Here is a 23,938-nt window from a genome sequence, read left to right on the forward strand (position 1 = left end):
TATGTTTTATGTATCTCCATGAGGTGTCAGTCTGGGCGACGCATGCGCTATTTTGCTTCTTCCACGCGCACGAGGTTGGGGAAGAAGGGGCGTAGTTGCCGGTCTACATGGAAAAGTAGGGTGCGGCCAATCGCTGGACAGTTTCGGCAGGCGCCACCCATGGAAATTTTTACAACACCGTCTTGTACGCTCACCAGCCGCATTGTGCCACCGTGGGAGGCGGCGAAGCGTCCAGCTGCGCCGCCGAGGAGTTCCTCCACTGCTGCCCGTAGTTCCGCATCGGTACTGCCGCCTATGCTGGGGACGTCAAGGGAGCCGGTGGGCCACCCGCATTTACCTGTACTAGTACCTGCACTAGCCTCACTCGCACCAGCATTGTCTGCGGTGATGGGGGTGGAGATGGCGGCGAAAAGGTCATGGCGGAGCCGCGTCGCCAACGGTGCACTTTTCTCTGCGCCGTTTACCTCGGCTGCCGCGTTGCTGTCTGTCACCGGGCTGCGGCTTTGCCAGGAACCGCCTTCCGGTAGCACAGTGGTGATGAGTCCGGGGGCGAGGGAGATATGGGCGAGTTCGCCGCGTTCTAGGTAGCCCAGAATGGACTGCGGCATGGCGTCTTGGGCTGCCAGTTGGCGGGCTTCCTGCAGTCCACCAGACCAGGTGAAGCGAATGAGTCCAGGCCCCACCACCCACTCGAGTTCCAGTGGGTTCGGGGTGGTTTGGGGGTAGAAGAGAAGTGGTGTAGCCATGCTATAGCTATGCTACAGCCGTGTTATATGGCCATGATGCCAATTGTTATCCACCTGGCCGCATAGGCCAGTACCCAGGCCAGGACCAGCGAGTATGTCAGCGCAATAAGAGGCCACTTCCACGAGTTTGTTTCGGATCTGATAGCGCCCACTGTGGACATGCACTGTAGGGCGTAGGCGAAGAAGATAAGGAGCGCCACAATTGTGGGTGTGGTGAACACTTTTTCACCCTTGTGGGGGCCTTCTGTGAAGGTCATTTTTTGTAGCGCGTCCGTGGGGTTGTCGGGGTCTTGTGCGGCGGCTGTTTGCCCCATGGTGGCTACGAATACTTCACGGGCCGCCAAGGAGCCAATGAGGCCGATGGTGATGCGCCAGTCGAATCCGAGGGGGCTAAAGATGGGTTCTACAGCCTTGCCGATGCTGGCGGCAACGGAGTGGTCGGTGGTGTATTCGACGGCCTGTACGTCATCTAGGTGTTGTTCGTCGATAACTTTTTGCTGGGAGGGGAAGTTCATTAGTCCCCAGACAATAATGGTGGAGACGAGGATAATGCGGCCGACTTTGCTGAGGAATATCTTGGTGGATTTCCACATGTCGGAGAGAACAGTTTTGCCGGTGGGGAGGCGGTAGGGTGGCATCTCCATGTAGAAGGGGACGTGTTCGCTTTTCAGGTTGGTGTGTTTGAAAACCCAGGCGGCTAGCATGGCGCTGGCGCCACCAAGAACATAGAGACCGAAGAGGACGATGCCCTGGATGGAGAAGGGGCCCGCGTGTTTATTGGGGTCTACCAGCATTCCTACTAGGAGGAGGTAGACGGGGAGGCGGGCGGAGCATGTCATGAGGGGGGCAGCCATGATGGTGGCTATGCGGTCTTTGGAGGAGGGCATGGTGCGGGTGGCCATAATGCCAGGTACGGCGCAGGCAACACTGGAGAGGAGGGCGACGAAGGCGCGTCCTTCCAGGCCGGCGCTGGCCATGACACGGTCCATGAGGTAGGCGGCGCGGGACATGTAGCCGATGTTGTCCATCAGGCTGATAAGGAGGAAGAGGAGCAGGATTTGGGGGACGAACACGAGGACGCCGCCAACACCGCCGATGAGGGCATTGTTAACGAAGCTGGCCAACAGTGGGTTGGTGATGTGGTCGGCACTGAGGTCACCGAGCCAGGCGAAGAAGTCCTCTATCCAGCCCTGGAAGGGGGCTGCCACGGTGAAGATCACCTGGAAGAAGAGGAACATGATGAGGAAGAAGAACAAGGTACCGAAGACGGGGTGCAGAAGTACCTTATCTACTTTGCTGGTAGTGGTGTTTTCCTGGGGTGCCTCATAGTGCGAGAGGGCGAGCATGGAGTGTGTCCAGGATTCACGCTCGGGTCCGGGTTCGGCGGGTGGGGCAACAATGGGGGTGGGCCAGGAAGTGGGGTCTTCTACGAGTTTCCGCAGTTCTGTGAAGCCTTTTTTGCGGTTGCCAATAACGCCCACAACGGGTATTCCGAGCCCGGCGGAGAGGGCGTCAATGTCGATACTGCCGCCGAGCTTGTCCAGTTCGTCCGTCATGGTGAGGACGAGGGCGGCAGGTAGTCCTAGGGAGAGTGCCTGGGCGACGAGGTTGAGGGAGCGGTGCAGGGTGGTGGAGTCGACGACTATGAGGATCGCCTGGGGGGAGGGAACCCCTGCGAGGTTGCCGGCGAGGAGGTCGGTGACGACTTTTTCATCGGGGCTGATGGGGTCCAGGGAGTAGGTGCCGGGGAGGTCTTCCAGAATAACGTTGGGGCTAACGTGTCCCTCTGTGTGGGTGACGGTGATTCCGGGGTAGTTACCGGTTTTGGCGTTGAGGCCAGTGAGTTTGTTGAAGACGGAGGTTTTGCCGGCGTTAGGGGAGCCAATGAGGACGATACGGGTGGTGGGGGTGGCGGTAGCGTCGTTATCCCGTTCGGCGAGGGCTACACTACCCCCTTTTTTCCCGTGGAGTTTTGTATGTGCGCAGGCATCAGGATTGTGGCAGCTGGCCATGATTCCTCATTCTTCATTCTTTGTGGAGTTGTACCGTCAACAGGATGTTAGTGATTAGGGGCTGGTTGGGGTGGTGACGTGGAGTTGTTGGGCTTCGCTTTTTCGCAGGCAGATGTTGTAGTCGCGGAGGCGGAACATGCTGGGGTCGCCCATGGGGGCGCGGCGCGTCATGGTAATGGGAGTGCCGGGGGCGAAGCCGAGATCGTTGAGGCGTCTGCGGACGGCATCGGGGGCTTCTTCAGAGATAGAAGTGATGATGGCACTGTCTCCGGGTGTGAGGTCGGAGAGTAGGCAGACGTTATTGGGCATAAGCAGTTCTTTCAGCGAGGTTGGCAGTAGTGCCGGGCGTAATAGTACGGCAAAACCTATACTGACGATTGCATGAACAGTATAGCCTACCCTTAGTTAAAGACACTATTGAGAAGGCCCTTTACAGGTGTCTAATAAATCACAGTAAAACTGAGGAGCCTTCCTACACTTTTGTCGCAACCTCTCTCCCCATTGTTCTGACGTTAAGGAAGAGGACAGGTAGCATGGGGCATACATATCAACGCGGTCTGTCGTTACCTACGCGTGCACCATAGACCTAGGGAAGGCCCCATAATGGACGAGAATCTTACCCCCGATCCTGCCGATGAAGAAGACACTTCTCAAGCTCCCATAGCTCCTTCAACCCCCGAGTTTGAGGCCGCTCAAGAAGCTGATGAGATAGCTGACGAGACGCCCACTCACCTGCACGTCCACGACAGAAAACATGGTCACGCACACGACAAATCACACGACAAAGCACATGATAAAGTGCATGACCACGATAAAACACATAGCCACGGTAAAACGCATAATAATGATGACGTGAGTGACCAGACTAAAGAACGCAGTGAAAAAGTGCATAGCCACGAAGAGTTGCACAGCGAAGAGGTACACGACCAAGACACGCCACAATCTCCCGAAGAAATTGCTTCTATTGAGGAAGAAAATAAGCAGCGCGCTCGGAATATCAACAAGATTTTTGCGGCCATGATGACAACGCTCATCGTTATTGCCGTTATTTTCCTTGCCATCTATATTCCCTGGCGGAAGAACCAAAATAATCTTCCGGACCCCACAACTCCCTCCGTGGAGAAGGTTCTTCCCACCTCCTCCGCTCCCGTGAAGTAGCGGAGGTAGTTGACATGATTTTGGCTGACAAGATTATCCAACTGCGTAAGCAACGCGACTGGTCCCAGGAAGAATTAGCACAAAAGATTGGTGTCAGTCGCCAAACTGTCTCCGCATGGGAAACCTCCCAAAGTTCCCCCGAAATTAGCCATATTATTGCCCTCAGTAATCTTCTGGGGGTCAGTACTGACTATCTCCTTCGCGACGACATGGAGGAACTTCCCCCCACCGACGCGGGGGATTCCTTCCCCAGCCTTACCCACAGTACCCACCGGCAACTCTCACTCGAGGGCGCAAACGCATTCCTCGCTGCGAAAGAAAACTCCGCCCTCCCCATGGCCATCGGCTGCATGCTATGCTCCCTGGCCATTGTCGTCCTCATCTTCTTCTGCACATGGAGTGGCCTCTCGGAAAGCACCCGTGGCCCCCTGGGGTTCGCCCTCGCCGCCGTCCTGGTAGCAATTGGTGTTTCTCTTTTCATCATCAACCACAACCGCACGAAAAAGTGGGAGTGGATAGAAAAGGAGCCCTTCGACACCGCCTACGGGGTGGGTGGTATGGCGAAACAGCGTCGCGACGCCTTCCAAACCTCCTACACCACTAACCTTGTGACGTCGGCGGTACTCCTTATTGCCGCCATCGTCCTTTTCGCCCTTACGGACCTACTGGCTAACAGCACCAAGATTGATGCTGGAAGTTTCGTGGCCTTGGGCTTCGCCGTGGCGAGTATTTCCGTTTTTCTCCTGACCCGCAACAGTATTATTAACGATTCTTTCCACTCGGTTCTCCAAGATGGTAAGCGCAGCCCGGAGGACAAGATGGTGACAACCCGGCTGGAACCCATCATGAGTATTTACTGGATGCTCATGGTGTTCCTGTATCTCCTCATCAGTTTCACAACTGACGACTGGAACACAACATGGGTTATCTGGCCGGTAGCCGGTGTGGGGTCTGTTCTGCTTTCCTCTATAGTTGCCCACGTTATGCGACGGAAAATGGTGAATACGGACCAGCCTGCTGACACTGCAGACTCTGCTGACGCTGTAGATGCTGCTGACACTGCGGACTCTGCTTCTGCGTCCTCGCGCTAAACTCCACCCTATGGTCAACTTTATGGGAGCTGGACGTTTCGCCCCCACACCCTCGGGAGACCTCCACCTGGGAAACCTACGCACCGCACTACTGGCCTACACTGCCGCCCGCAGCACCGGGCGCAGTTTCCGCATGCGTGTAGAGGACCTCGACGAACAACGCTGCTCCCGTGACATTGCCGAACGTCAACTAGCCGACCTGGCCGCCCTCGGAATTGAGTGGGATGGCGACATTATGTGGCAGTCCCGCCGCCATGCCGCCTACCAGGCTGCCGTGGATAAGCTCGCCGCTCAAGGGCTGGTGTACGAATGTTACTGTTCGCGCCGGGAAATCCTGGAGGCACCCCGCGCCCCGCATTCCCCGCCGGGATCCTACCCGGGTACCTGCCGCAACCTCACCGAAGAACAGCGTGCCGCTAAACGCGCAGAACTTGCCGCCGCAGCGAATTTCCGTCAGCCCGCTTTACGTCTGCGCGCGCAGGTAACGGAGTGGACAGTTCCGGAAGAGTGCGCGGTGGAGGGGGCACGGCCGGGACATCCGCAACCCTATACCGGTGTGGTGGATGATGTTGTGTTGCGTCGCGGTGACGGCATGTGGGCCTACAACTTGGCGGTGGTCGTTGATGATGCCGCCCAGGGGGTAGACCAGGTGGTGCGGGGTGAGGATCTTCTCTCGTCAGCCCCGCGGCAAGCCTATCTGGCGCACTTATTAGGGTTGCCACCCGTCACCTACCGGCATGTACCACTGATGCGGGACAAGCAAGGAAAACGCCTGGCAAAACGGGCGGGTGGTGCCGGTATGACATTGCAGTCGGAATTGGCGAAGGGTCGTACTGCCGCACAGGTGCGGGACTGGCTCCTGCGGAATCCCCTCAGCTAATGGAGGACAGTAGTGGTGGGGAGGATACGTAGAGTTTCCCTGAATGATAAGAACCGCTAAACTGTTGTGTGGGCACCGCGCGGCGTCCATCCTGTGAATCCCCCCAGGGCCGGAAGGCAGCAAGGGTCAGCGGGCTCTGGCGGGTGCGCGGCGCCCGCTTTTTTTATGCCAATTTTAGAAAGGCTTCTCATGTCACTGTCGACGATGAGCCGCGAAGAGCTGGAAGCTCTCTCCCACGAGATCAACACCCGCTACGAAGACTTCAAGGGTAAAAATCTTTCACTGGATCTCACTCGCGGTAAGCCTTCCGCCCAGCAACTCGACCTCTCCAATGGTCTCCTTTCGCTGCTCGGTGAAGGCTCAACCACGGATGTAGACGGTACCGATGCCCGCAACTATGGGAACTTGGCTGGCCTGAAATCCATTCGTACTATCTGGGCCGACATTCTTGGGGTACCTGTCGAGGAGATCATTGCCGAAAATAATGCCAGCCTGGAGATTATGCACTACGTGCTCACATTCGCCATGCTGCACGGCCTCCCCTCCAGCCCCCAACCATGGGTAAAAGAAAACACCTTAAAGTGGCTCTGCCCCGTCCCCGGCTATGACCGCCACTTCTCCATCACGGAAACACTGGGTTTTGAGATGATCCAGGTTCCCATGAACGAGGACGGCCCCGACGCTGACGCTATCGCTGACCTCGTCGCCAATGATCCCTCTATTAAGGGCATGTGGCTGGTGCCAGTATTCGCCAATCCGGACGGTACTGTTACCTCCCGGGAGGTTGCCGAGAAGCTTGTTTCTATGCCTACTGCCGCCTCTGATTTCACCATCATGTGGGATAACGCTTACGGTATTCACACGCTCACCGATGAATTCCCCGAGATTCTGCCCATCGTCAAGATGGCTGCCGATGCGGGCCACCCGGATCGTGTTTTCCAGCTGACGTCTTCTTCTAAGATCACTTTCGCCGGTGCTGGTGTTAGCTTCCTTAACACTTCCTCCACCAACCTGGACTGGTACAAGAAGTACCTGGGTATTGCCACTATCGGCCCGAACAAGATTAGCCAGCTGGCGCATGTTCGTTTCTTCGGCAATGCAGATGGTGTCAAAGCCCACATGCTGAAGCACAAGGACATTCTTGCCCCCAAGTTTGCGGCCGTGGAGAAGATCCTGGCTGAGCGCCTGGGCGAGTACGACGTGGCTACCTGGACTGAGCCGAAGGGCGGCTACTTCATCTCTCTTGATGTTGTTCCGGGTACCGCGAAGCGCGTGGTTGCTCTCGCCGCCGAGGCTGGTATTAAGCTCACCAATGCTGGTTCCGCCTACCCCAAGGGTGAGGATCCGAAGGAGACCAACATTCGCCTGGCCCCGTCTCTTCCCCCGTTGGAGGAGATTACCGTCGCCATGGATGGTGTTGCTACATGCGTGCTGAAAGCTGCTCTTGAGAAGGCACTAGCTGCGTAATCCGCCACCATTTCACCAATGACATGTAGTCATTACACGTGGTGATGGTATAGAGAAATACATACAGAAAGCCCCGGTCATGCTCTCCAAAACAGACCGGGGCTTTCCTCACATCATGCGGTTTCCACCTGGAAGGGTGCATGGTTAGTGGCGGTTACTCTACATGATGCTTCTCTGGCCGTTTCACACTGGTTGGGACGAGAGTCTGCGAAAACCCGTCCGCCACGGAAGCGGCAAGTTCAATAAAAGCGCGGCGGGTAGCCTTGCCCATTTTGTCCATATCCACTTCGGAGCCTTCCGCAAGGTGCTCATCGAAGGGGATAAGGTGGACGGCGGCGCAGCGCTGGTTAAAGGTGGCCTGGAGTTGGTCCATGTCGATACTGGCGGAGCCGGCGCGGCTGGAACAGATGGCTACCACAGTGCGTTTCACAAGGTGTTGGTAGCCGTGCGCGTCCAGCCAGTTGAGGGTGGACCAGGCACTTCGGGCACCATCAATAGCGGGGGAGGAGACCAGCACAAGCGAATCTGCTAGGTCGAGGACGCCGTGCATGGCATCGTGCATAAGGCCAGTACCGCAGTCTGTAAGAATGATGTTGTAGAAGGACTGCAGAATGTCGATAGTGCGGCGGTAGTCCTTTTCGGAGAAGGCTTCACTAATGGCCGGATCGGATTCTGAGGCCAATACTTCCAGACGGGAGAGAGCCTGTGACGTGTGGGCTCGTACGTCCGAGTAGCGGTGAATGGAGGGGTCTTCGAGGAGGTCCCGCACAGTGGAATTCGTCTGCTGGGGTACGCGTTGTGCGAGGGTACCTAAGTCCGGGTTGGCGTCAATGGCGATAATGCGGTCCCCGCGTAGGGACGCGAAAGTGGATCCCAGTCCAACAGTGGTGGTGGTTTTCCCCACCCCGCCTTTGAGTGACAAACACGCAATGCGGTAGTCGCCACGAACGTTTTGGCGGACGCGTTCCTTTAACGCCTCTACTTCTTTTTCTTCAGTGGATAGTCCGGGGTTGATGGTGCCGCGGCTGGCTTTATAAATAAACTTCCGCCAGCCACTCTGCGGGACGGCCTTCGCGGTGGGAACATTCTGCACAGTGTCGATAGCGGACAGTGTGGATGGAGAGGGTGTAGATGGTGTAGGAGCGTTGTTAACGTGGGTGGCAGTCTGGCCGGATAGGGCAGTGTTGTCGGGGGAATAGACGGGAGGAGTGGGAGAGTAGGCAGGATCGCGGAAACCTAGGTAGGGATCACTAAAGGACGGTGATGGTGTCGTCGGCTCCTTATAGGCAGGTGGGAAGGCGCTTTCAAAAGACTGCGGAGGAGGGGGGTAGTTGCGTCATCGGACAGAAGAAATGGGCGTTCGCCCGGGTCCGGATCGACGATAGGAAGTTCTGTGGTGGTGATGCGCTTCGGAGGGATAGAGGGTGTAAAGGGCGTAGAGGGTTGGGCGTTGTAGTGGTCGCCACCGAATTCTGAATAAACCATGCTTTTACTCCTAAGGTGGGCTCTTACGGTAGCTTCCCGTGGAGAGTGGAGAACGCGGTAAAGCGCAGTGCGGGAAGCACGGACAAGTATGGGGGATAAGGTTCCCCCGTGGGGGAGCTACTTGTGTCAGAAATGCTCTTTTATTGATCAAAAAATGCTCTTTTACCTGCAGTTACGATGTTTTTACAAGTAATAAAAAAATTTTTAAAAAAGTGGTGAATACCGCCAAGTGCGGCGAATTCTGCGCATGCCCATAAGGAGGAGACTGTCTGCACATAACCCACGTTTGGGGTGGCAGGCTTGCTGAGCTGTGTTTGTCGCACTGTCCGGGTAGGCTCTAAAGCGTGGCGCTTTACCATAAGTACCGTCCCGCTACTTTCGCTGAAGTAGTTGGGCAGGAGCATGTAACCGAGCCGCTGATGCAAGCATTAGACAGCGGCCACATTAACCATGCCTATTTATTCTCCGGTCCGCGCGGTACCGGCAAAACGTCCTCCGCGCGTATCCTCGCCCGTTCCCTGAACTGTGCCGAGGGCCCCACCAGCACCCCCTGCGGCAAGTGCGCGTCGTGCTTGGCGCTCGCCCCCGGTGGCCCCGGTAACCTCGACGTCACCGAACTGGACGCGGCCTCCCACGGTGGTGTGGACGATGCCCGTGAACTGCGCGACCGTGCCTTCTATGCGCCCGCCGAATCCCGCTACCGGGTTTTCATTATTGACGAGGCCCACATGGTCACCTCCGCCGGCTTCAACGCCCTGTTGAAGATTGTGGAGGAGCCACCCGAGCATCTCATTTTCATTTTTGCAACGACGGAGCCGGAGAAAGTTCTCCCCACCATTAAGTCCCGTACCCACCACTACCCGTTCCGTCTCCTCGCCCCTAACGCTATGCGTGGACTGCTGGAACGCATTTGTGAGCAGGAGGGTGTCAAGGTGGACCCGGCAGTCTACCCGCTGGTTATTCGCGCCGGTGGTGGTTCCCCTCGTGACGCTCTTTCCGTACTGGACCAGCTTATGGCGGGTTCTGGCGAGGACGGCATCACCTACCAGAGTGCCCTCGCTCTCCTGGGTGCCACTGACGTTGCTCTTATCGATGATGCGGTTAACGCCCTGGCTGCGGCGGATCGCTCCGGCATGTTCGGCACTATTGAGCGGGTTATTGCCGCCGGACATGATCCACGCCGGTTCACCAGCGACCTCCTCGACCGTTTCCGCGACCTCATTATGCTGCAGTCGGTAAAAGATGCGGCAGATACGGGCCTGGTGGACGCCCCCGACGACCAGATGGAGCGCATGATAGCTCAGGCCAAGGAATTGGGCCCTGCCACCGCCACACGCTTCGCTGATGTTTTGAGCACGGGGCTGAAAGATATGCGGGGAGCAACATCACCGCGCTTACTGCTAGAAATTATGTCGGCACGCATGCTGCTACCCGCCACCGACGATTCCTACGAAGCACTATTGCAGCGCGTGGAGCAGCTGGAACGCGGTGTAGGGTCCAATATTTCTCTGAATACGCCTGCTCATCAGAATGCGGCAATGGAACCTCCCGTTTCTTCCGCCCCACACATTTCCCGTGAGGAGGCCGCCCGTAACGCTACGGAGGGAACAGCCCGTATTCGTGCTGTTATGGCGGAGAAGAAGGCTAAAAAGGAAGCGTCGCAAGAATCTCAGCCCGTTCAGGCCGCTGCGTCTGCACAAGCTGTTCCGGCCGCACAGGCTGCCTCAGCTGGGCAGTCTGCACAGTCTGCCTCGACTGCACAGTCCACTCCGTCTACACAGACGGTTGAATCTTCGGAAAACAGTTCTGCTGCAAGCGATCTGACCGCGGAAACTTTCTCCAACCAGTGGGTGGCTATCCGTAATGCAGTTCGTGCACAGTCCCGCACACTGGACGTTATGCTCGCTACCGCCCGTGTGGTGGACTACCAGCCGGATACTGCCCAACTATCCATTAGCCACACGTCCGGCCCCCTCGTCTCCCGCATTAACGAACCCCGGCATATTGCATTGTTGACGGACGCTATTGCCCACACGCTGGGTGTACAGGTGCATGTTCGGTGCCTCACTGCACAAGATGCCGCCCGCAGTGCAGGCACCTCTACCACGCATGACCCAGCTGCACAGTCTGCTTCTGCACAGTCCCATACTGCACAATCCACTTCTGCACAGTCTTATGCTGAACGGCTACAGTCTGCGAGGGCGCATGCTAAGGCGTCGCCGACTGGCGGCGTTTCACATGGTGGAACGTCACCTGCTAGTGCAACACCTGCCGACCCCACTGGTGATGCGACCTCGAGCGATGGTGGCCCTGCCAACAGTGGCCCTGCATTAACCAGATGTTGGCTGATGCTGCCGACCCCACACAAAAGAATCTTGACCACCGCAGTGCCGCCGATATTGCTATCGAACATCTGCAAGAAACGTTGGGCGCCACACTCATAGAGGATGATGATAACTAAGTGTATGAAGGACCCGTCCAAAACCTCATTGACGAGCTCGGACGCCTCCCCGGAGTAGGCCCCAAAGGTGCTCAGCGTATCGCCTTCCACCTCCTCAACCAGGAACCCGATACAATTGACCGCCTCGCAAACGCTGTTGCCGCACTCCGCGACGGCGTCACCTACTGCCACATTTGCGGAAACGTCTCCGAAACCGACACATGCAGCATCTGCTCCGACCCCAAACGAGACCTCGACGTCATCTGCGTGGTGGAGGAATCCAAAGACGTACAAGCCATTGAACGCACCCGCGAATTTCACGGCCGCTACCACGTGCTCGGTGGGGCACTGGACCCACTGAAAGGTATTGGCCCAGACCAACTCAACATCCGGAATCTGCTCACCCGCATCGCCCAACCCGTGGAGGACTATAAAGGAGACCCCACTGATATTCACATCAGTGAGGTCATCCTAGCCACCAACCCCAATACCGTCGGCGAAGCGACCGCCAGCTACCTGGCCCGTATTCTCAAGGATTTCCCCAATCTTACGGTGAGCCGCCTGGCCACTGGCCTCTCCATGGGTGGCGATATTGAATTTGCGGACGAGCTCACACTAGGCCGCGCCCTCCAAGGACGACGCAGCATCTTCTAGAGCTCTCTAGCAGTCCTTTAGTGTGGTAAGCCAGCTCAGGCTAGCTCAGTAACCGCTAGTCCAGTAGCAGCCCGGCGCGTACATCCTCAGCAGTCTGTGCGGAAACAACCTCGGCCAGAATAGTGAGAGCAAATTCTAGCGCCCAACCAGGCCCATGCCCGGTGATGATCTTCCCATCCACAACCGCTGGAACATCCAGCATGGTGGCGCCGTCGCAGTACTTTTCAAAACCGGGGTAGCAGGTGGCATTCTTGCCCTTCAGGAGGCCAAGCCCACCCAACACCATGGGGGCGGCGCAGATAGAGGCCACATACTTGTCGCTCTTAGCGCGGGCCACAATTTCTTTCTTCAACCCCTCGTGGTCGTTGAAAGCAGTGGTGCCGCCCGGAACAACAAGCACATCCGCACCCTGCGCATCCACATCGGCGAACATGGCGTCTGCCTGGACGGGAATGGCATGGCTACCCGTCACCGTCCGGGATTCGGTGAGGGAAGCGGTGGTCACGTCCACTCCGCCGCGGCGCAGAATGTCTACCGTGGCAAGGGCTTCAATCTCCTCAAAACCATCAATAAGAACAACAACAGCAGTGGTCATTTTTATGCTCCTTTACCGGTGATCAGGTGAGGTCTTCTATTTATGTTTTAGCAGCCTCCGCGTGCTTTTCGGTCCGCTTCGGCTTCTTCGTCCACGCTTGTGTCGTGGGAGGCGTTCACCATGTCGTCCCATTCCACGATCTTCTTCCGCTCGCGTCCTTCCTGCGCGCCGCGTTTCTTCTCGTGAACGTCTAGGCGGTACCAGCCGGTCCAGTCAGTAATTTTCTTCGGCAGGTTATCCAGCCAAGTACGGGCTTCTTCTGGTGACGGGTGTGCTGGCTGGTTGAGTTTGCCTGCCGCCCAGTCCTCCAGGAGGTTCTGGATGGTTTCGTTGGCGTCAGATTTAGTGTTGCCAATAAGTCCGACGGGGCCACGCTTTACCCAACCGGTGGTGTACAGCGGGGCAATATGGTCGCCGGCCTGGTCAACGACACGTCCGGCCACGTTTTCAATGGTGCCGAGGGTGTGGTTGAAGGGAATACCGGGCAGTTCGGAGGAGAGGTAACCGACGGCGCGGTAGACCTGGCCGACCTCCCAGTCGGTGGTCTTTCCGGTACCGGTAACACCGCCCTTGCCGTTGAGCTGGGTACGTTCGGTGCGGATACCGGCCACTTTGCCGTCTTTGCCCAGGATTTCGACGGGGGATTCAAAGAGGTGGATATAGATTTTGCAGATATCCGGGTTGGGGTCCTCGTCGCGCATGGCGTAGTTTTCCAGCGTGGTGCACACCATGTCGGTGGCTTTAGCGGCGCGCCGGGCTTCTTCGGAGGCCTTGTCGTAGTCAATATCTTCGGGGTTAACAAGAACTTGGACGTTTGGTGAGTGGTCCAGTTCGCGCAGTTCAACGGGGGTGTATTTGGCTTGGGCGGGGCCGCGGCGGCCGAAAACGTGAACTTCTTTTACCTTGGAGGCTTTAAGGCACTCGTAGACGTTGTCGGGGATTTCGGTGACGTGGAGTTCGTCGGCGGTTTTCGCGAGGATGCGGGAGACGTCCAGGGAGACGTTGCCGACGCCGATAACGGCTACTTTTTCGGAGTCGAGGGGCCACTGGCGGGGGAATTCGGGTTGGCCGTCGTACCAGGCGACGAATTCGGCGGCGCCGTAGGATCCGTCTAGGTCAATGCCGGGAATGTTGAGGGCGCGGTCGGCTTTTGCGCCGGTGGCGAAGATGACGGCGTCGTAGTACTGGAGGAGGTTGTCGAGGGTGACGTCGGTTCCGAATTCGACGTTGCCGAAGAAGCGTACTTGTTGTTTGTTGAGTACTTTGTGCAGGTTGGCGATGATGCCTTTAATGCGGGGGTGGTCGGGTGCTACGCCGTAGCGGATGAGGCCGAAGGGGGCGGGCATGCGTTCGAGGATATCGATGCTGACGCCGGGGTCTTGGGCGGCGGCGGATTTCATAAGGCAGTCCGAGGCGTAGATACCTGCTGGGCCAGAGCCGATGATGGCGACGCGGAGGGGTCGGGTCATAATTACTTCTTCTACAGTCGAGGTCAGAGTGTCATTTAGTGTGGCTTCTATTCTACAGAACGGGGCAAGAAAACTATTTTGTAAAAAGTGTACCGAAAAACTTGCACCACAAGGTTAGCCTACCCTAAGATAATTATTGCGAGATGGAGTAAGGGCAGATACTCCTCCTCGTTCGTCACAAGATATCAGCGACCCCCACGCACGCGCTCCGGTGGGGGTCGCTGGTAATTTAGGCCACACTTCCCACGGTCACCCCTCTAAAAAAGTGCCCACACACCTCTTCACCAGTAAAATGGGCACCGTGGATCATGATGGCGATGGAATGTGTATTGGGCCCCAAGACGAACACTGCTGGGGCGTATTCGGTGCAGCAGGACTTCTCCTCCGCGCCCCCGCCGCAGACGGTACTCCCCTCATCCTTATGCAACATCGAGCCGAATGGACCAATGCCGGCGGCACCTGGGGACTCCCCGGGGGAGCAATAGACTCCCACGAAAGCCCCATAGAAGGAGCCCTCCGCGAAGTCCACGAAGAAACCCACATCGCCCTCAACCCCGCCCGTGCCCGCTGGTCCGCCCCCACCGCCGGAATGCGGTTTGTGAAACGCCTCACCCGCGACTTCGATCCCCTGGGGGACCGCATCTCCCGCAGCGGCGACCACTACTTTGAACGCGTGGACACAACGAGCGGTCTATGGACCTACACTACCGTTGTGGCGGACCTCAACGCGCCCGTAGACTTCCAAGCTGACGAAGAATCCAAAGAACTCGCCTGGCTCTCCGAAGATGAAGTGTCCCAACTGGAACTCATTCCCGGATTTGGGCGCGTCTGGCCCGCCCTCAAAACAACCGAAGCCGACCTCATTATTGATGGCGAATCCATCTACTCTGGCCAGGATAAACACTGGTGGCAAAGCGATCGCAGCAGGGCCGATAGTATCCTCGGGAAAATTGCGAAACACCGTCCCTGGGTGTGGCGCCGCCGCCACGCCACCGATTTTCTTGACGCGGACGGGTGCGCGCAAGAAACTACCGAACCGGGTTTCTACTGGACCGCACACTGCACAGTTGTGCTAGGTGGAAAAATTACGGGCGCGCGGGAGGATAGAGCCCTGCCCTACACCGCACAAAGTTACTTCCACACCGTTGACTCAGACAGCGACTCCGCCTCGCTGGTGCGCACAATGGTGTTGGAGAATGTGGCGAAGCGCCGCAACACTATTGTGGTCACTGAAAATACTGGCCTTATTGAGGAACTACCGCAGAATTTCATTCACGTGTGGGACAATTCCTGCCTTTCCCAGCTGAATTCTTCCCAGTCTCTTTCGTCGCAGTCTCGTTCTGCCGGGTCTAGCTCTTCTTCGTAACTTGTTTAGAGTTTGGCACGCTTAGGGGATCGTCAATATGTCCCACAAGGGAACCCACTGAGTCAATAATGCGGCTGGGGCGGTACGGCCATTGGCGTGCTATTTTCACCGTGGAAATACCGGAGAGCACCAGGAACGTGTGCATGCCGGCCTCCAGACCAGACTTCACATCCGTGTCCATGCGGTCGCCAATCATAATGGTTTCCTCCGAGTGCGCATGCATAGCGCGGAGCGCGGAACGCATCATCATCGGGTTTGGCTTCCCAATGTAGTAGGGTTCTTTCCCTGTTGACGTCATAATGAGGGACGCCACCGACCCTGTTGCAGGCAGGACACCCTCCGGGCAAGGGCCCGTGTTATCCGGGTTTGTGCAGATAAACTTGGCGCCTTTCAAAATGAGGTTGATGGCCTTCGTGATAGCTTCAAAACTATAGGTACGAGTTTCCCCCAGCACCACATAGTCTGGGTCGGTATCGGTGAGAATATAGCCGGCCTCGTGGATAGCGGTTGTGAGGCCAGTTTCTCCCACCACGTAGGCGGTTCCGTGTGGGTTTTGCTCGTCTAGGAATGCGGCGGTGGCCAGCGCCGATGTCCAAATATGGTCGGCGGGAATATCAATGCCGGATAGGCGCAGGCGGGCCGCTAAATCGCGGGGCGTAAAAATAGAGTTATTGGTAAGCACCATATAGTGGGTGCCGCTGTCTTTGAGTTCTTGTAGGAAATCTTTGGCACCGTCAATGGGCTTGTCCTCTTGAATAAGGACTCCATCCATATCGGTGAGGAAATTCCACTGGGTGGTAGCCGAGGATGTTTTTGTGGGAGAGTGTTCCGCGGGGGAGGTTTTTGTGGGGGATGTTTCCGAGTTGTGCGTAGCCATACCCTCATTGTCGCAGCTCTCCTGGAAAATATTAAGAGTTTTCTAGCGAGATATTGAGACGCAGTACACCCTAAGAAAATTCGTCTGGATGTAATTTTGGTCACTACAATGGGGCGTAAGGGCGCAGCCTGGAGTTCTGTACTATCCGAGCTCACACTAATTTATGGACACAATTGCCATGAGCGCAGCCGCCACAACCCTGGCGCTTCCGCGCACGTGACGAAACATAAGGAATCGATGACTTTTATGAAGCGGAAACACACACCCTTCTACATCATGGCATCGGCCACCCATACCGACACCTACACCATCACAAAGAACCTCCTCCACAGTCTGAAAGACGCCGGATACACCGTTGGTATCTTCCGCCCCCTCAACCCCCTCGCCTCCACCAGCACAGACGTTTTCCTGCACATGCTTGTGGACGAGAGTAACACCAGTCTCAGCTACGACGACTGTACGGGCGTTGACTACCTCACCGCGGTCACAGACCGCAACGCCGCCCTCAGCACTATCATTGCCCGCTTCGCCGCCGTCCAAGACACCTGCGATATTGTCCTCATTCTTGGCAGTGACTACTCCGCAAACATGGCAGGCGAATGCGACCTTAACGCCACCATCGCCATGAACCTGGGTGCACACCTGCTTCTTGTGGAGAGCTTTAACGGCCAGGACGCCGCCACTTTCCAATCCGTCTGCCGCGCTACCGTCCAGTACCTCCGCGACAACCATCACGCCCCAGCAGCCCTCATTATTGACGCTGCCTCTGCCGATGACACTGCTTCTGCTAACGCTGCCTCTACTAACGCTGCTCTTGCCGATGCTCTCGAGCTTCCCGTCTTTACCGCCGCGGACTTCTCTACAGACGCTCTTCTGGAACTTCCGGCCCCCACTGCCGTCACCCCCCACATGTTCCAGTACCAGCTGCTAGAACGAGCCAAGGCCAACAAGAAACACATTGTGCTCCCAGAAGGCGACGATGATCGCATTCTGAAAGCAGCCCATATCATTCTTCGCGAGGGCTTCGCAGACCTCACTATCCTGGGCGATCCGGACACTATCCGCACCCGCGCCCAGCAGCTTGGCCTGGACCTCTCCGCCGCTACCCTCCTGGACCCAACGCATTATGAGGGCCTCGACGAGTTCGTGGAAACCTACTACGAACTGCGCAAGCACAAGGGCATCAGCATGGACGATGCCCGTCAGAAACTACAGGACATCAGCTACTTCGCCACCATGATGGTGCACCTTGGTAAAGCTGACGGCATGGTTTCCGGCGCGGCACACACCACCGCTCACACCATCCGCCCCAGTTTTGAAATCATTAAGACGAAGCCGGGTGTCTCTACCGTCTCCTCCATCTTCCTCATGTGCCTCCAAGATCACGTGCTGGCTTTCGGGGACTGCGCCGTCAATATTGACCCCAACCCCACCCAGCTTGCTGACATTGCCGTCTCCTCCGCGGAGACCGCCAGCCAGTTCGGGGTGGAGCCGCGCGTTGCTCTCCTCTCTTACTCCACTGGTACTTCCGGTTCCGGTGCCGCCGTCGATAAAGTTCGCGACGCTGTTACCCTGGCAAAGGAAAACGGCATGGCTTACCCCATAGATGGCCCCATCCAGTTCGATGCTGCCGTGGACGCTACTGTGGCTGCCGCTAAAGCCCCCGATTCTCCCGTTGCTGGCCGCGCCACCGTGCTCGTCTTCCCCGACCTCAACACCGGCAACAACACCTACAAGGCAGTGCAGCGTACCGCCGGCGCCGTTGCCGTCGGCCCCATTCTGCAGGGCCTTAAGAAACCCATTAATGATTTGTCCCGCGGCGCACTTGTCGACGATATTGTGAATACTGTTGCCGTTACTGCCGTCCAAGCCCAAAATATCTAGGAGCCATACGTGAGCACTGTATTTGTTATTAACTCTGGTTCTTCCTCCATTAAGTACCAGCTCATTAATCCGGCGTTGGAGGGGAAAGACGCCGTTGTTGCCTCCGGTATGGTCGACCAGATCGGTCTGCAGCAGGGCAAGTACTCCATCAAACACGATGGGGAAAAAATTGAACACCAGGCAGAAATTCCCGACCACGCGGTCGGCCTGCAACTCGTCATTGACCTCTTCAACGAAGTAGGCCTCAACCTCGACGAACAGGACGTTGTGGCAGTAGGACACCGCGTGGTGCAGGGCGGTAACCTCTTCCGCGAGCCCGTTAAAATTGACGACACCGTCATTGAGCAGATCGCCAGCCTCTCCCCGCTGGCGCCCCTTCACAACCCGGCGCACGTGCTGGGTATGAAGGTAGCCCGCGACCTCCTCCCCGATATTCCCCACGTCGCTGTTTTTGATACTGCCTTTTTCGCAGACCTGCCCGACGCTTCCCGCATCTACCCCATTCCGCAGGATATCGCCGAAAAGTATGCGGTGCGCCGCTACGGTGCCCACGGCACCAGCCACCAGTATGTATCCCAGCAGGTTCCGCGCCTTTTGGACCGTGATCCGGCGACCCTCCGTCAGATTATTTTCCACCTTGGTAATGGTGCCTCCGCCTCCGCTATTCGCGGCGGTAAACCCATCGATACGTCTATGGGCCTCACCCCACTGGAGGGCCTTGTGATGGGGACGCGCTGCGGCGACATTGATGCTTCCGTGGTCTTCCACTTGATGCGCCAGGGCGGCTACACCGTGGACGAGATGGACACCATGTTTAACCGCGAATCCGGTGTGAAAGCTATGATTGGCTCCTCCGACATGCGCGACTTGGACGATCTGATGGCCGCCCACGATCCCGTCGGCCAGCGCTGCTGGGACGTGTACGTCCACCGTGTGAAGCGCTACCTGGGCGCCTACATGGCGGAATTGGGTGGCTTAGACGTTATTGTGTTCACCGCCGGCATTGGTGAAAAATCCCCCGAAATGCGGTTCTCGTGCCTGGAAGGCTTGGAGGAACTGGGCATTGAGGTTGACGAAAAAGCCAATAACCACCGCATGAGCACACCCACTATTATCTCCACCCCAACGTCTAAGGTGACGGTGATGGTGGTGCCGACGAATGAGGAGCTAGCGATCTCCCGGCACGCTCTCCAGTTCGCGAAGTAGCTCTTTACAGTGCCGGTTACAACACTGCCGGTTAAAACAGTGTGAATGGCCGTAGCGTATTGGCCATATCCACTAGCCGGTAGCGGTGCAGGCGGGTTGGGGCGTTGCGAGCGAGAATACGTAAGCTGCGCTCTAACCCGCCGCGTACACCATTGCTGGAAAAGTTCAGGTTAAAGATCTTCTTGTGGTGTTCCGCGTAGGAGAGTTTGTTGTAGCGTAGCCACCGCAGGGCAGCCTCCAACACCACAATGCGAACCTGGCGAATGCGTGGCTCTGTCTCCGGTAAGGTCAGCAGCATATCTGCTGCCTGGATAAGAGTGTCTTCTGTCAGTTCGGAGGGTGGCCGCCGAACCATCATTAGTACTGCTGTTAGTACTGCCGTGGGATAGTGCCGGTTATTGGAGAGTAATTCTCCTAGCGTGTTGACGGCCTGGTCCACTTCACCCAGGTGGTTGAGTTGGCGGGCAAGCCCAAATCCGGCGGAGACGGTGGTGTGGTCACTGCGCCAGCAGGTGCGGTAGTAGCTGCGGGCAATCGCCTGCCATTCTTCTTTTTCCGCCAGAGACATGTCTGGTTCTTCTTGCACAATAAGTTCGGAGGTGGAGGCCAGGGCAAGTTTGGGGCCGATTTCGCCGGGGAGACTATCGAGCACTTTGTCGAAATGCTTGTAGGCGGGCCGGTAGTGGTGTTTCAGTAGGCTGGTAATGCCGTGGTACCACTCGTAGCGCCAGTCCAGAATATGCGGGTGCATTTGGGTGAGAATGTTTTTCGCAACAGAGGGCTCACCGGCGTCAATGTAGGCGCGCACAATAGCCAGGGGGACTTCCGTGGAGTGCCGGGCGGGGGATTCTGGATCTTGCAACGCCACCATGAGTTTGTCGATACGTTCCTGGGGGGTGGAGTAGCTGGTGGCGGTAACAAGCTGTATGCCGGGGTCATCTGGGTCTGGTAGCGGCAGCGGTACGGCCTCGGCGAGGGATTCGGGGTTGAGGAGGAAATCGTGGACGCGCCCGTCGCGGAGGAAGTCGGTGCGGGCCACTTCTTTAGTGATGCCGAATGTGTTGCGCTGCGGCGAGAATTGGGTGGAGAGGAAGGGATATTCGCGTCCTTCTCGCTCTGACAGGATCTCACGGAGCACACCCATCAACTGCACTGACATGTCAGTGGCGGAAGTGAAGCGGCGCTTGGGGTTAGGGTCGGTAGCACGGCGTAGCAGCCGGTAGAGGTTGTCATGCTTGTACATGAGGGGCTCATCGGCGGGGGAGGGAATTCCCGGCTCGTAGATGCCGTGCTTGTGCGGTAGCCGCATAATGAGAGCGGCGAGGGTGCGGCCCACCGTGTAAATATCGGAGGCGACGGAGGGGCCGCTGGTGGAGATTTCGGGGGCCTGGAACCCGGGGGTGCCGTAGATGTAGCCGAATTTGCCGATGGGGGTTACCGCCCCCATGTCGATGAGTTTCACCTGGTCTTCGGTGAGCATAATGTTGTCGGGTTTCAGGTCGTTGTAGGTAAGCCCCAGGGAGTGTAGGTGGTCGAGGGCGGGGAGAACTTCCAGAATGTAGCCAATGGCCAGGGTGACGTCCAGGACATGCCCGGGTTTGGAGTTGCGGACGGTGCGCAGGGAGGGGCCACCAACGTATTCCATGACGATGTAGTCGGCGTCATTGGGCTGGGTGGCGCTGTGGTGGGCGGGGTTGTGGTCAATAACGAAGTTGTAGATATTGACGATGCCGGGGTGGGTGACTTGCGCCAGGATTTCTTTTTCGGCGTGGGCAACTTCCAGGGATTCTTCCCGGTTAGTGTCAAGGAGGCCTTTGAACACGACCCAGCGGTCGGAAACATTGTGGTCGCGGCCAATGTAGATCCACCCCATGCCGCCGTAGGCGATAACACCCTGGATTTCGTACTGGTCACTCACCCAGTCGCCGGGTTTCAGGCGGGGAAGCGGAACACCTTTTTGGGCGGCCACTTTCGCCACTTTTTCCTCACTGAGGAGCGCGTCGAGCGGATCATAGGGGGTGATGAAGGGGATAGTGACGAGGCCGTCGGCAACGCGCCTTCCGGGGCGTTGCTGGACTTCAAACTCGGTGTCTATGCGGTGGGGGTTTTCGCCGTCATTGGGGTTACCGGTGACGGTCACTTTCCGCACGCCAACAGTGCTGACAATACTGTCGGGGTGGGGTTCGTCTGCCGCTGTGGAGTTCCGGGGGTCGCCCATGGCGAGGAGTTCGGAGATGGAGAAGTCGTCGCCATCGTCATCGTCGAAGGGATTATAGGGAGCGGCTGCGGTTGCTGCTGTGGTGTTTGCTGTGGCGTGCGTTCATTATTCGTACTCCCGGTAGCGGGGGAGGAATCCGGCCACGATGCACCCAGCTTCTAGGACGAGCAGAATAACAAGCCCTACTCCGGTGGCGAAGATTGTGCTGTGGGCTAGGTCTGCACTGTCTCGTACCTGGTTGCGGGCGCTACTAATGCACCGTTGTAGCAGGGTGTCAACGGTATTGAATTGCCCGCCTCCGTTTTCTTGCGTCATGCTCGTTGCTATGGTGGTGGCTTTTTTGCGGTCGCCGTGGTGCAGTGCCGTCACCATCTTCTGGTGAGTGATCTCCCATTTGTGGAGGGCGGTGCGGGTTTGGTTAGTGAGGTCGGTGGCCTCGGAGGAGCCGGAGCGTTCTTCAAATGTGTCGAGGGCGCTGGCAACAGTGTCCATATTGTCGTGGAAGGGCTGCGGGTTGATGGGGGAGCCGGCGTTGGATTGGGAGAGTTCCATCATCTCGCCAGACCGCATTTGTTGGGTAATAATGCGGGCGTCGGTAAGCACTTCGGAGATGGAGTGGTTGCTGCTGGCGCTACTGTCTGCGGTGGCTAGGGAAATGCCGGAGGAGACGAGCACCCACAGGAGGGAGAGGATCGCGAGGACGGTGGCGGCCAGGAGACCACCATTGAAGCGGCGGCGGGTGACGTGCGTGAGCCATAGCTGTGCTGCCACAAGTGCCGCTATCAGGAAAATAAGGCATATTCCTGCCGCGTAAAGGGGACGTGCCCAGGCTTTTTGTGCAACGTTGATGGAAGCGTAGCGGTTCTTGTAGAGTTGCTCGGCTTCGGGCAGAAGATGCTCATCCATAATGGATTGGGCATCTGACTGGTGGATGGTGGTCAGCGGATTATTCATACTCTGCTCGGCGAGTGCTTGCCCAATGCGCGCAGTGTAGACGGGGATACTGGCGTTAATACGCACAATGAGGTCGCGGTCTTCTTTACCGTGCGCGGACGTGCTGGAGCGGGAATCTATGGCGTTAACGGAGGCGTCAATAATGGCTCGCTCGTACTGCCGCGCTACTTCTTCACTTTCCGCAGAGGTCATGAACTGGGTGGTGGCGGCAGTATTCGCCAGAGACAGGGAACTATAGAGTTGCTGGGAGGCGTGCGCGAGCGGTTCGGACTCGTTCAGCATGGTGTCTAGTTCCTGCTGCCGGTCGAAGGTGAGGGCGGCGGCGGCGCCTCCTAAAACAATGCAGCAGATAAGCAGCAGGGTGGTAACGATAGAAAACTTACCGGGGGTGGTGGAGAGGAATCCGCGGAGGAAAGAGAAGCGTTCCCGTATGGTGAGACTGTGTTCGGGGAGGGGCGCGTCGGAGGTTTCGTCGTAGTCGAAGTTAGTGTTGAGGGCTTTGTCGATGGATCGGTTTTGTACCGCGTTGCGTAGCTCGGTGAGCGGTCGCTCAGGGAGAAGGCGGGGACGCGGAGTAAGACGCATCGAGACGTAGCCTCCTCAAGATGGCAGTAACGACAATGCTTATTCTGCCAGTTTTTGGCGGAATTGTCTGGTTGTCCGGGGGTAGTTTAGCGTTCCGTGGAGGACCGTAATATGCGGGCGGCATCTGCGGGGTCGGAGGCGTCAGTAATAGCCCGCACAACAACAATGCGTTGGGCCCCCGCGGCCACCACATCTGGTGCTGTTTTTGTGTTCACGCCGCCAATAGCGAACCAGGGTTTTTTAGGGTGCTGCTGGGCCGCATACTGCACCAGGTCGAGGCCGACGGCGGGGCGGCCGGGCTTCGTGGGGGTAGCCCAGATAGGTCCCGTACAAAAATAGTCTATGGCGGGGTTGGTGAGGGCGCCGTCAACATCGGCGGGGGAGTGGCAGCTGAGCCCCAGTACTACGTCATCGCCAAGAATCTGGCGGGCCACAGCGGTGGGAATATCGTCCTGCCCCACGTGTGCCACGTCCGCCCCGGCTGCCACTGCCACATCCATGCGGTCGTTGACGGCCAAGAGTGCCCCATAGGAGTGCACAACCTCACCCAGTATGCGGAGAGCCTCCAACTGTTCTAGGACAGTCATTGTGCCTAGCTCACGTTCGCCGGGAGAGTTTTTATCGCGCAGTTGGATAATGTCGCAGCCGCCCTCGCAGGCCTGCTCCGCTAATTCGCGTAAGGCGGTAAAGCGAGGACGGCCGTTATCCAGGTGGCGCCGGGCGTCCATGCAAAGGTACAGGTGGGCGGTCTGGAGTCGTTCCCGCGGGGTAAGTGCCGCGGTTGCAGCACTGTATGCACTGTGAGATGCACTGTGGGATGGAGTGTTGGAAGCAGAGTTAGGCGCCATGGT

The 23,938-nt window shown here is 57.5% G+C and carries 19 protein-coding genes, 1 other RNA gene and 1 pseudogene; 10 read left to right on the top strand and 11 right to left on the bottom strand.

Features of this window, described 5'->3' with window-relative positions:
- Positions 1-47: 47 nt before the first annotated feature.
- Genes DI579_RS04105 through DI579_RS04115 form a run of 3 tightly spaced genes read right to left on the bottom strand, consistent with a single transcriptional unit; the run spans position 48 to position 3,067 of the window.
- On the bottom strand, positions 48-746 hold the full coding sequence (locus DI579_RS04105; RefSeq protein WP_290598517.1) for a NifU family protein: 699 nt from the start codon (positions 744-746) through the stop codon (positions 48-50).
- A 23-nt stretch (positions 747-769) separates the two neighbouring features.
- The gene (locus DI579_RS04110) at positions 770-2,758 is read right to left on the bottom strand and encodes a ferrous iron transporter B (protein WP_303678752.1); all 1,989 of its coding nucleotides are present in this window, start codon (positions 2,756-2,758) and stop codon (positions 770-772) included.
- 54 nt (positions 2,759-2,812) lie between these two features.
- The gene (locus DI579_RS04115; RefSeq protein ID WP_290598514.1) at positions 2,813-3,067 is read right to left on the bottom strand and encodes a FeoA family protein; all 255 of its coding nucleotides are present in this window, start codon (positions 3,065-3,067) and stop codon (positions 2,813-2,815) included.
- Positions 3,068-3,361: 294 nt separating this feature from the next.
- Here DI579_RS04115 and DI579_RS04120 point away from each other — a divergent pair, with 294 nt between their 5' ends.
- The 5 genes from DI579_RS04120 to DI579_RS04140 all read left to right on the top strand — a co-directional run bounded on the left by DI579_RS04120 (position 3,362) and on the right by DI579_RS04140 (position 7,354).
- Entirely contained in the window at positions 3,362-3,916 is a 555-nt protein-coding gene (locus DI579_RS04120) for a hypothetical protein (RefSeq protein WP_290598513.1), read from the top strand.
- A 14-nt stretch (positions 3,917-3,930) separates the two neighbouring features.
- Positions 3,931-5,007 carry a helix-turn-helix domain-containing protein gene (locus DI579_RS04125; RefSeq protein WP_303678753.1) on the top strand — a complete coding sequence of 359 codons (1,077 nt, stop codon included), beginning with the start codon at positions 3,931-3,933 and terminating at the stop codon, positions 5,005-5,007.
- 10 nt (positions 5,008-5,017) lie between these two features.
- Positions 5,018-5,887 (top strand): tRNA glutamyl-Q(34) synthetase GluQRS, encoded by an 870-nt coding sequence (gluQRS, locus tag DI579_RS04130; protein WP_303678754.1) that lies wholly within the window; start codon positions 5,018-5,020, stop codon positions 5,885-5,887.
- Positions 5,888-5,953: 66 nt separating this feature from the next.
- Positions 5,954-6,050, top strand: an RNA gene (ffs, locus tag DI579_RS04135) — signal recognition particle sRNA small type.
- A gap of 26 nt (positions 6,051-6,076) precedes the next feature.
- Positions 6,077-7,354 (top strand): aminotransferase class I/II-fold pyridoxal phosphate-dependent enzyme, encoded by a 1,278-nt coding sequence (locus tag DI579_RS04140; protein WP_303678755.1) that lies wholly within the window; start codon positions 6,077-6,079, stop codon positions 7,352-7,354.
- Between the two features lie 154 nt (positions 7,355-7,508).
- Here DI579_RS04140 and DI579_RS04145 read toward each other — a convergent pair.
- Positions 7,509-8,408, bottom strand: a pseudogene (locus DI579_RS04145) (MinD/ParA family protein); the annotation flags it as partial.
- A gap of 182 nt (positions 8,409-8,590) precedes the next feature.
- A complete protein-coding gene (locus tag DI579_RS04150; protein ID WP_303678756.1) occupies positions 8,591-8,839 on the bottom strand; it encodes a hypothetical protein in 249 nt (82 codons plus the stop codon).
- A gap of 344 nt (positions 8,840-9,183) precedes the next feature.
- Here DI579_RS04150 and DI579_RS04155 point away from each other — a divergent pair, with 344 nt between their 5' ends.
- Together DI579_RS04155 and recR are read left to right on the top strand one after the other, a co-directional pair.
- Positions 9,184-11,283 carry a DNA polymerase III subunit gamma and tau gene (locus DI579_RS04155; protein ID WP_303678757.1) on the top strand — a complete coding sequence of 700 codons (2,100 nt, stop codon included), beginning with the start codon at positions 9,184-9,186 and terminating at the stop codon, positions 11,281-11,283.
- A 17-nt stretch (positions 11,284-11,300) separates the two neighbouring features.
- On the top strand, positions 11,301-11,933 hold the full coding sequence (gene recR / locus DI579_RS04160) for a recombination mediator RecR (protein ID WP_290598506.1): 633 nt from the start codon (positions 11,301-11,303) through the stop codon (positions 11,931-11,933).
- A 55-nt stretch (positions 11,934-11,988) separates the two neighbouring features.
- Here recR and DI579_RS04165 read toward each other — a convergent pair whose 3' ends face one another.
- Positions 11,989-12,528 carry a DJ-1 family glyoxalase III gene (locus tag DI579_RS04165; protein WP_303678758.1) on the bottom strand — a complete coding sequence of 180 codons (540 nt, stop codon included), beginning with the start codon at positions 12,526-12,528 and terminating at the stop codon, positions 11,989-11,991.
- A gap of 47 nt (positions 12,529-12,575) precedes the next feature.
- Positions 12,576-13,997 (bottom strand): FAD-dependent oxidoreductase, encoded by a 1,422-nt coding sequence (locus DI579_RS04170; RefSeq protein ID WP_303678759.1) that lies wholly within the window; start codon positions 13,995-13,997, stop codon positions 12,576-12,578.
- A 301-nt stretch (positions 13,998-14,298) separates the two neighbouring features.
- On the opposite strand from DI579_RS04170, the gene DI579_RS04175 reads away from it, so the two are divergent.
- A complete protein-coding gene (locus DI579_RS04175; RefSeq protein ID WP_303678760.1) occupies positions 14,299-15,363 on the top strand; it encodes an NUDIX domain-containing protein in 1,065 nt (354 codons plus the stop codon).
- On the opposite strand, the gene DI579_RS04180 is transcribed toward DI579_RS04175, so the two are convergent.
- A complete protein-coding gene (locus DI579_RS04180) occupies positions 15,347-16,135 on the bottom strand; it encodes an HAD-IIA family hydrolase (RefSeq protein WP_290598548.1) in 789 nt (262 codons plus the stop codon). The genes DI579_RS04175 and DI579_RS04180 overlap by 17 nt on opposite strands.
- A 351-nt stretch (positions 16,136-16,486) precedes the next feature.
- On the opposite strand from DI579_RS04180, the gene pta reads away from it, so the two are divergent.
- Complete coding sequence (gene pta / locus DI579_RS04185) at positions 16,487-18,124, top strand: phosphate acetyltransferase (protein ID WP_303678761.1); 1,638 nt, start codon at positions 16,487-16,489, stop codon at positions 18,122-18,124.
- A gap of 9 nt (positions 18,125-18,133) precedes the next feature.
- Positions 18,134-19,330 (top strand): acetate/propionate family kinase, encoded by a 1,197-nt coding sequence (locus tag DI579_RS04190; protein ID WP_303678762.1) that lies wholly within the window; start codon positions 18,134-18,136, stop codon positions 19,328-19,330.
- 31 nt (positions 19,331-19,361) lie between these two features.
- Here the strand turns inward: DI579_RS04190 and DI579_RS04195 are convergent, their stop codons facing one another.
- From DI579_RS04195 to thiE, 3 genes are all read right to left on the bottom strand, one after another.
- Entirely contained in the window at positions 19,362-21,548 is a 2,187-nt protein-coding gene (locus DI579_RS04195; RefSeq protein WP_303678763.1) for a serine/threonine protein kinase, read from the bottom strand.
- 105 nt (positions 21,549-21,653) lie between these two features.
- Positions 21,654-23,087: a hypothetical protein gene (locus DI579_RS04200; protein WP_290598497.1), complete on the bottom strand. Its 1,434-nt coding sequence runs from the start codon at positions 23,085-23,087 to the stop codon at positions 21,654-21,656.
- Positions 23,088-23,173: 86 nt separating this feature from the next.
- Complete coding sequence (thiE, locus tag DI579_RS04205; protein WP_290598495.1) at positions 23,174-23,935, bottom strand: thiamine phosphate synthase; 762 nt, start codon at positions 23,933-23,935, stop codon at positions 23,174-23,176.
- Positions 23,936-23,938: the final 3 nt, after the last annotated feature.

Origin of the sequence: Lawsonella clevelandensis (assembly GCF_003241315.1) — a bacterium.
Taxonomy (GTDB): Bacteria; Actinomycetota; Actinomycetes; order Mycobacteriales; family Mycobacteriaceae; genus Lawsonella; species Lawsonella clevelandensis_A.

What these genes read in the sequence shown, in the direction of transcription:
- DI579_RS04195 (WP_303678763.1), bottom strand. Translation starts at nt 21,548, where the DNA reads ATGGGCGACCCCCGGAACTCCACAGCGGCAGACGAACCCCACCCCGAC.
- DI579_RS04110 (WP_303678752.1), bottom strand. Translation starts at nt 2,758, where the DNA reads ATGGCCAGCTGCCACAATCCTGATGCCTGCGCACATACAAAACTCCAC.
- DI579_RS04150 (WP_303678756.1), bottom strand. Translation starts at nt 8,839, where the DNA reads ATGGTTTATTCAGAATTCGGTGGCGACCACTACAACGCCCAACCCTCT.
- DI579_RS04180 (WP_290598548.1), bottom strand. Translation starts at nt 16,135, where the DNA reads ATGGATGGAGTCCTTATTCAAGAGGACAAGCCCATTGACGGTGCCAAA.
- DI579_RS04170 (WP_303678759.1), bottom strand. Translation starts at nt 13,997, where the DNA reads ATGACCCGACCCCTCCGCGTCGCCATCATCGGCTCTGGCCCAGCAGGT.
- DI579_RS04120 (WP_290598513.1), top strand. Translation starts at nt 3,362, where the DNA reads ATGGACGAGAATCTTACCCCCGATCCTGCCGATGAAGAAGACACTTCT.
- thiE (WP_290598495.1), bottom strand. Translation starts at nt 23,935, where the DNA reads ATGGCGCCTAACTCTGCTTCCAACACTCCATCCCACAGTGCATCTCAC.
- gluQRS (WP_303678754.1), top strand. Translation starts at nt 5,018, where the DNA reads ATGGTCAACTTTATGGGAGCTGGACGTTTCGCCCCCACACCCTCGGGA.
- DI579_RS04165 (WP_303678758.1), bottom strand. Translation starts at nt 12,528, where the DNA reads ATGACCACTGCTGTTGTTGTTCTTATTGATGGTTTTGAGGAGATTGAA.
- pta (WP_303678761.1), top strand. Translation starts at nt 16,487, where the DNA reads ATGAAGCGGAAACACACACCCTTCTACATCATGGCATCGGCCACCCAT.
- DI579_RS04125 (WP_303678753.1), top strand. Translation starts at nt 3,931, where the DNA reads ATGATTTTGGCTGACAAGATTATCCAACTGCGTAAGCAACGCGACTGG.
- DI579_RS04115 (WP_290598514.1), bottom strand. Translation starts at nt 3,067, where the DNA reads ATGCCCAATAACGTCTGCCTACTCTCCGACCTCACACCCGGAGACAGT.
- DI579_RS04105 (WP_290598517.1), bottom strand. Translation starts at nt 746, where the DNA reads ATGGCTACACCACTTCTCTTCTACCCCCAAACCACCCCGAACCCACTG.
- DI579_RS04200 (WP_290598497.1), bottom strand. Translation starts at nt 23,087, where the DNA reads ATGCGTCTTACTCCGCGTCCCCGCCTTCTCCCTGAGCGACCGCTCACC.
- DI579_RS04140 (WP_303678755.1), top strand. Translation starts at nt 6,077, where the DNA reads ATGTCACTGTCGACGATGAGCCGCGAAGAGCTGGAAGCTCTCTCCCAC.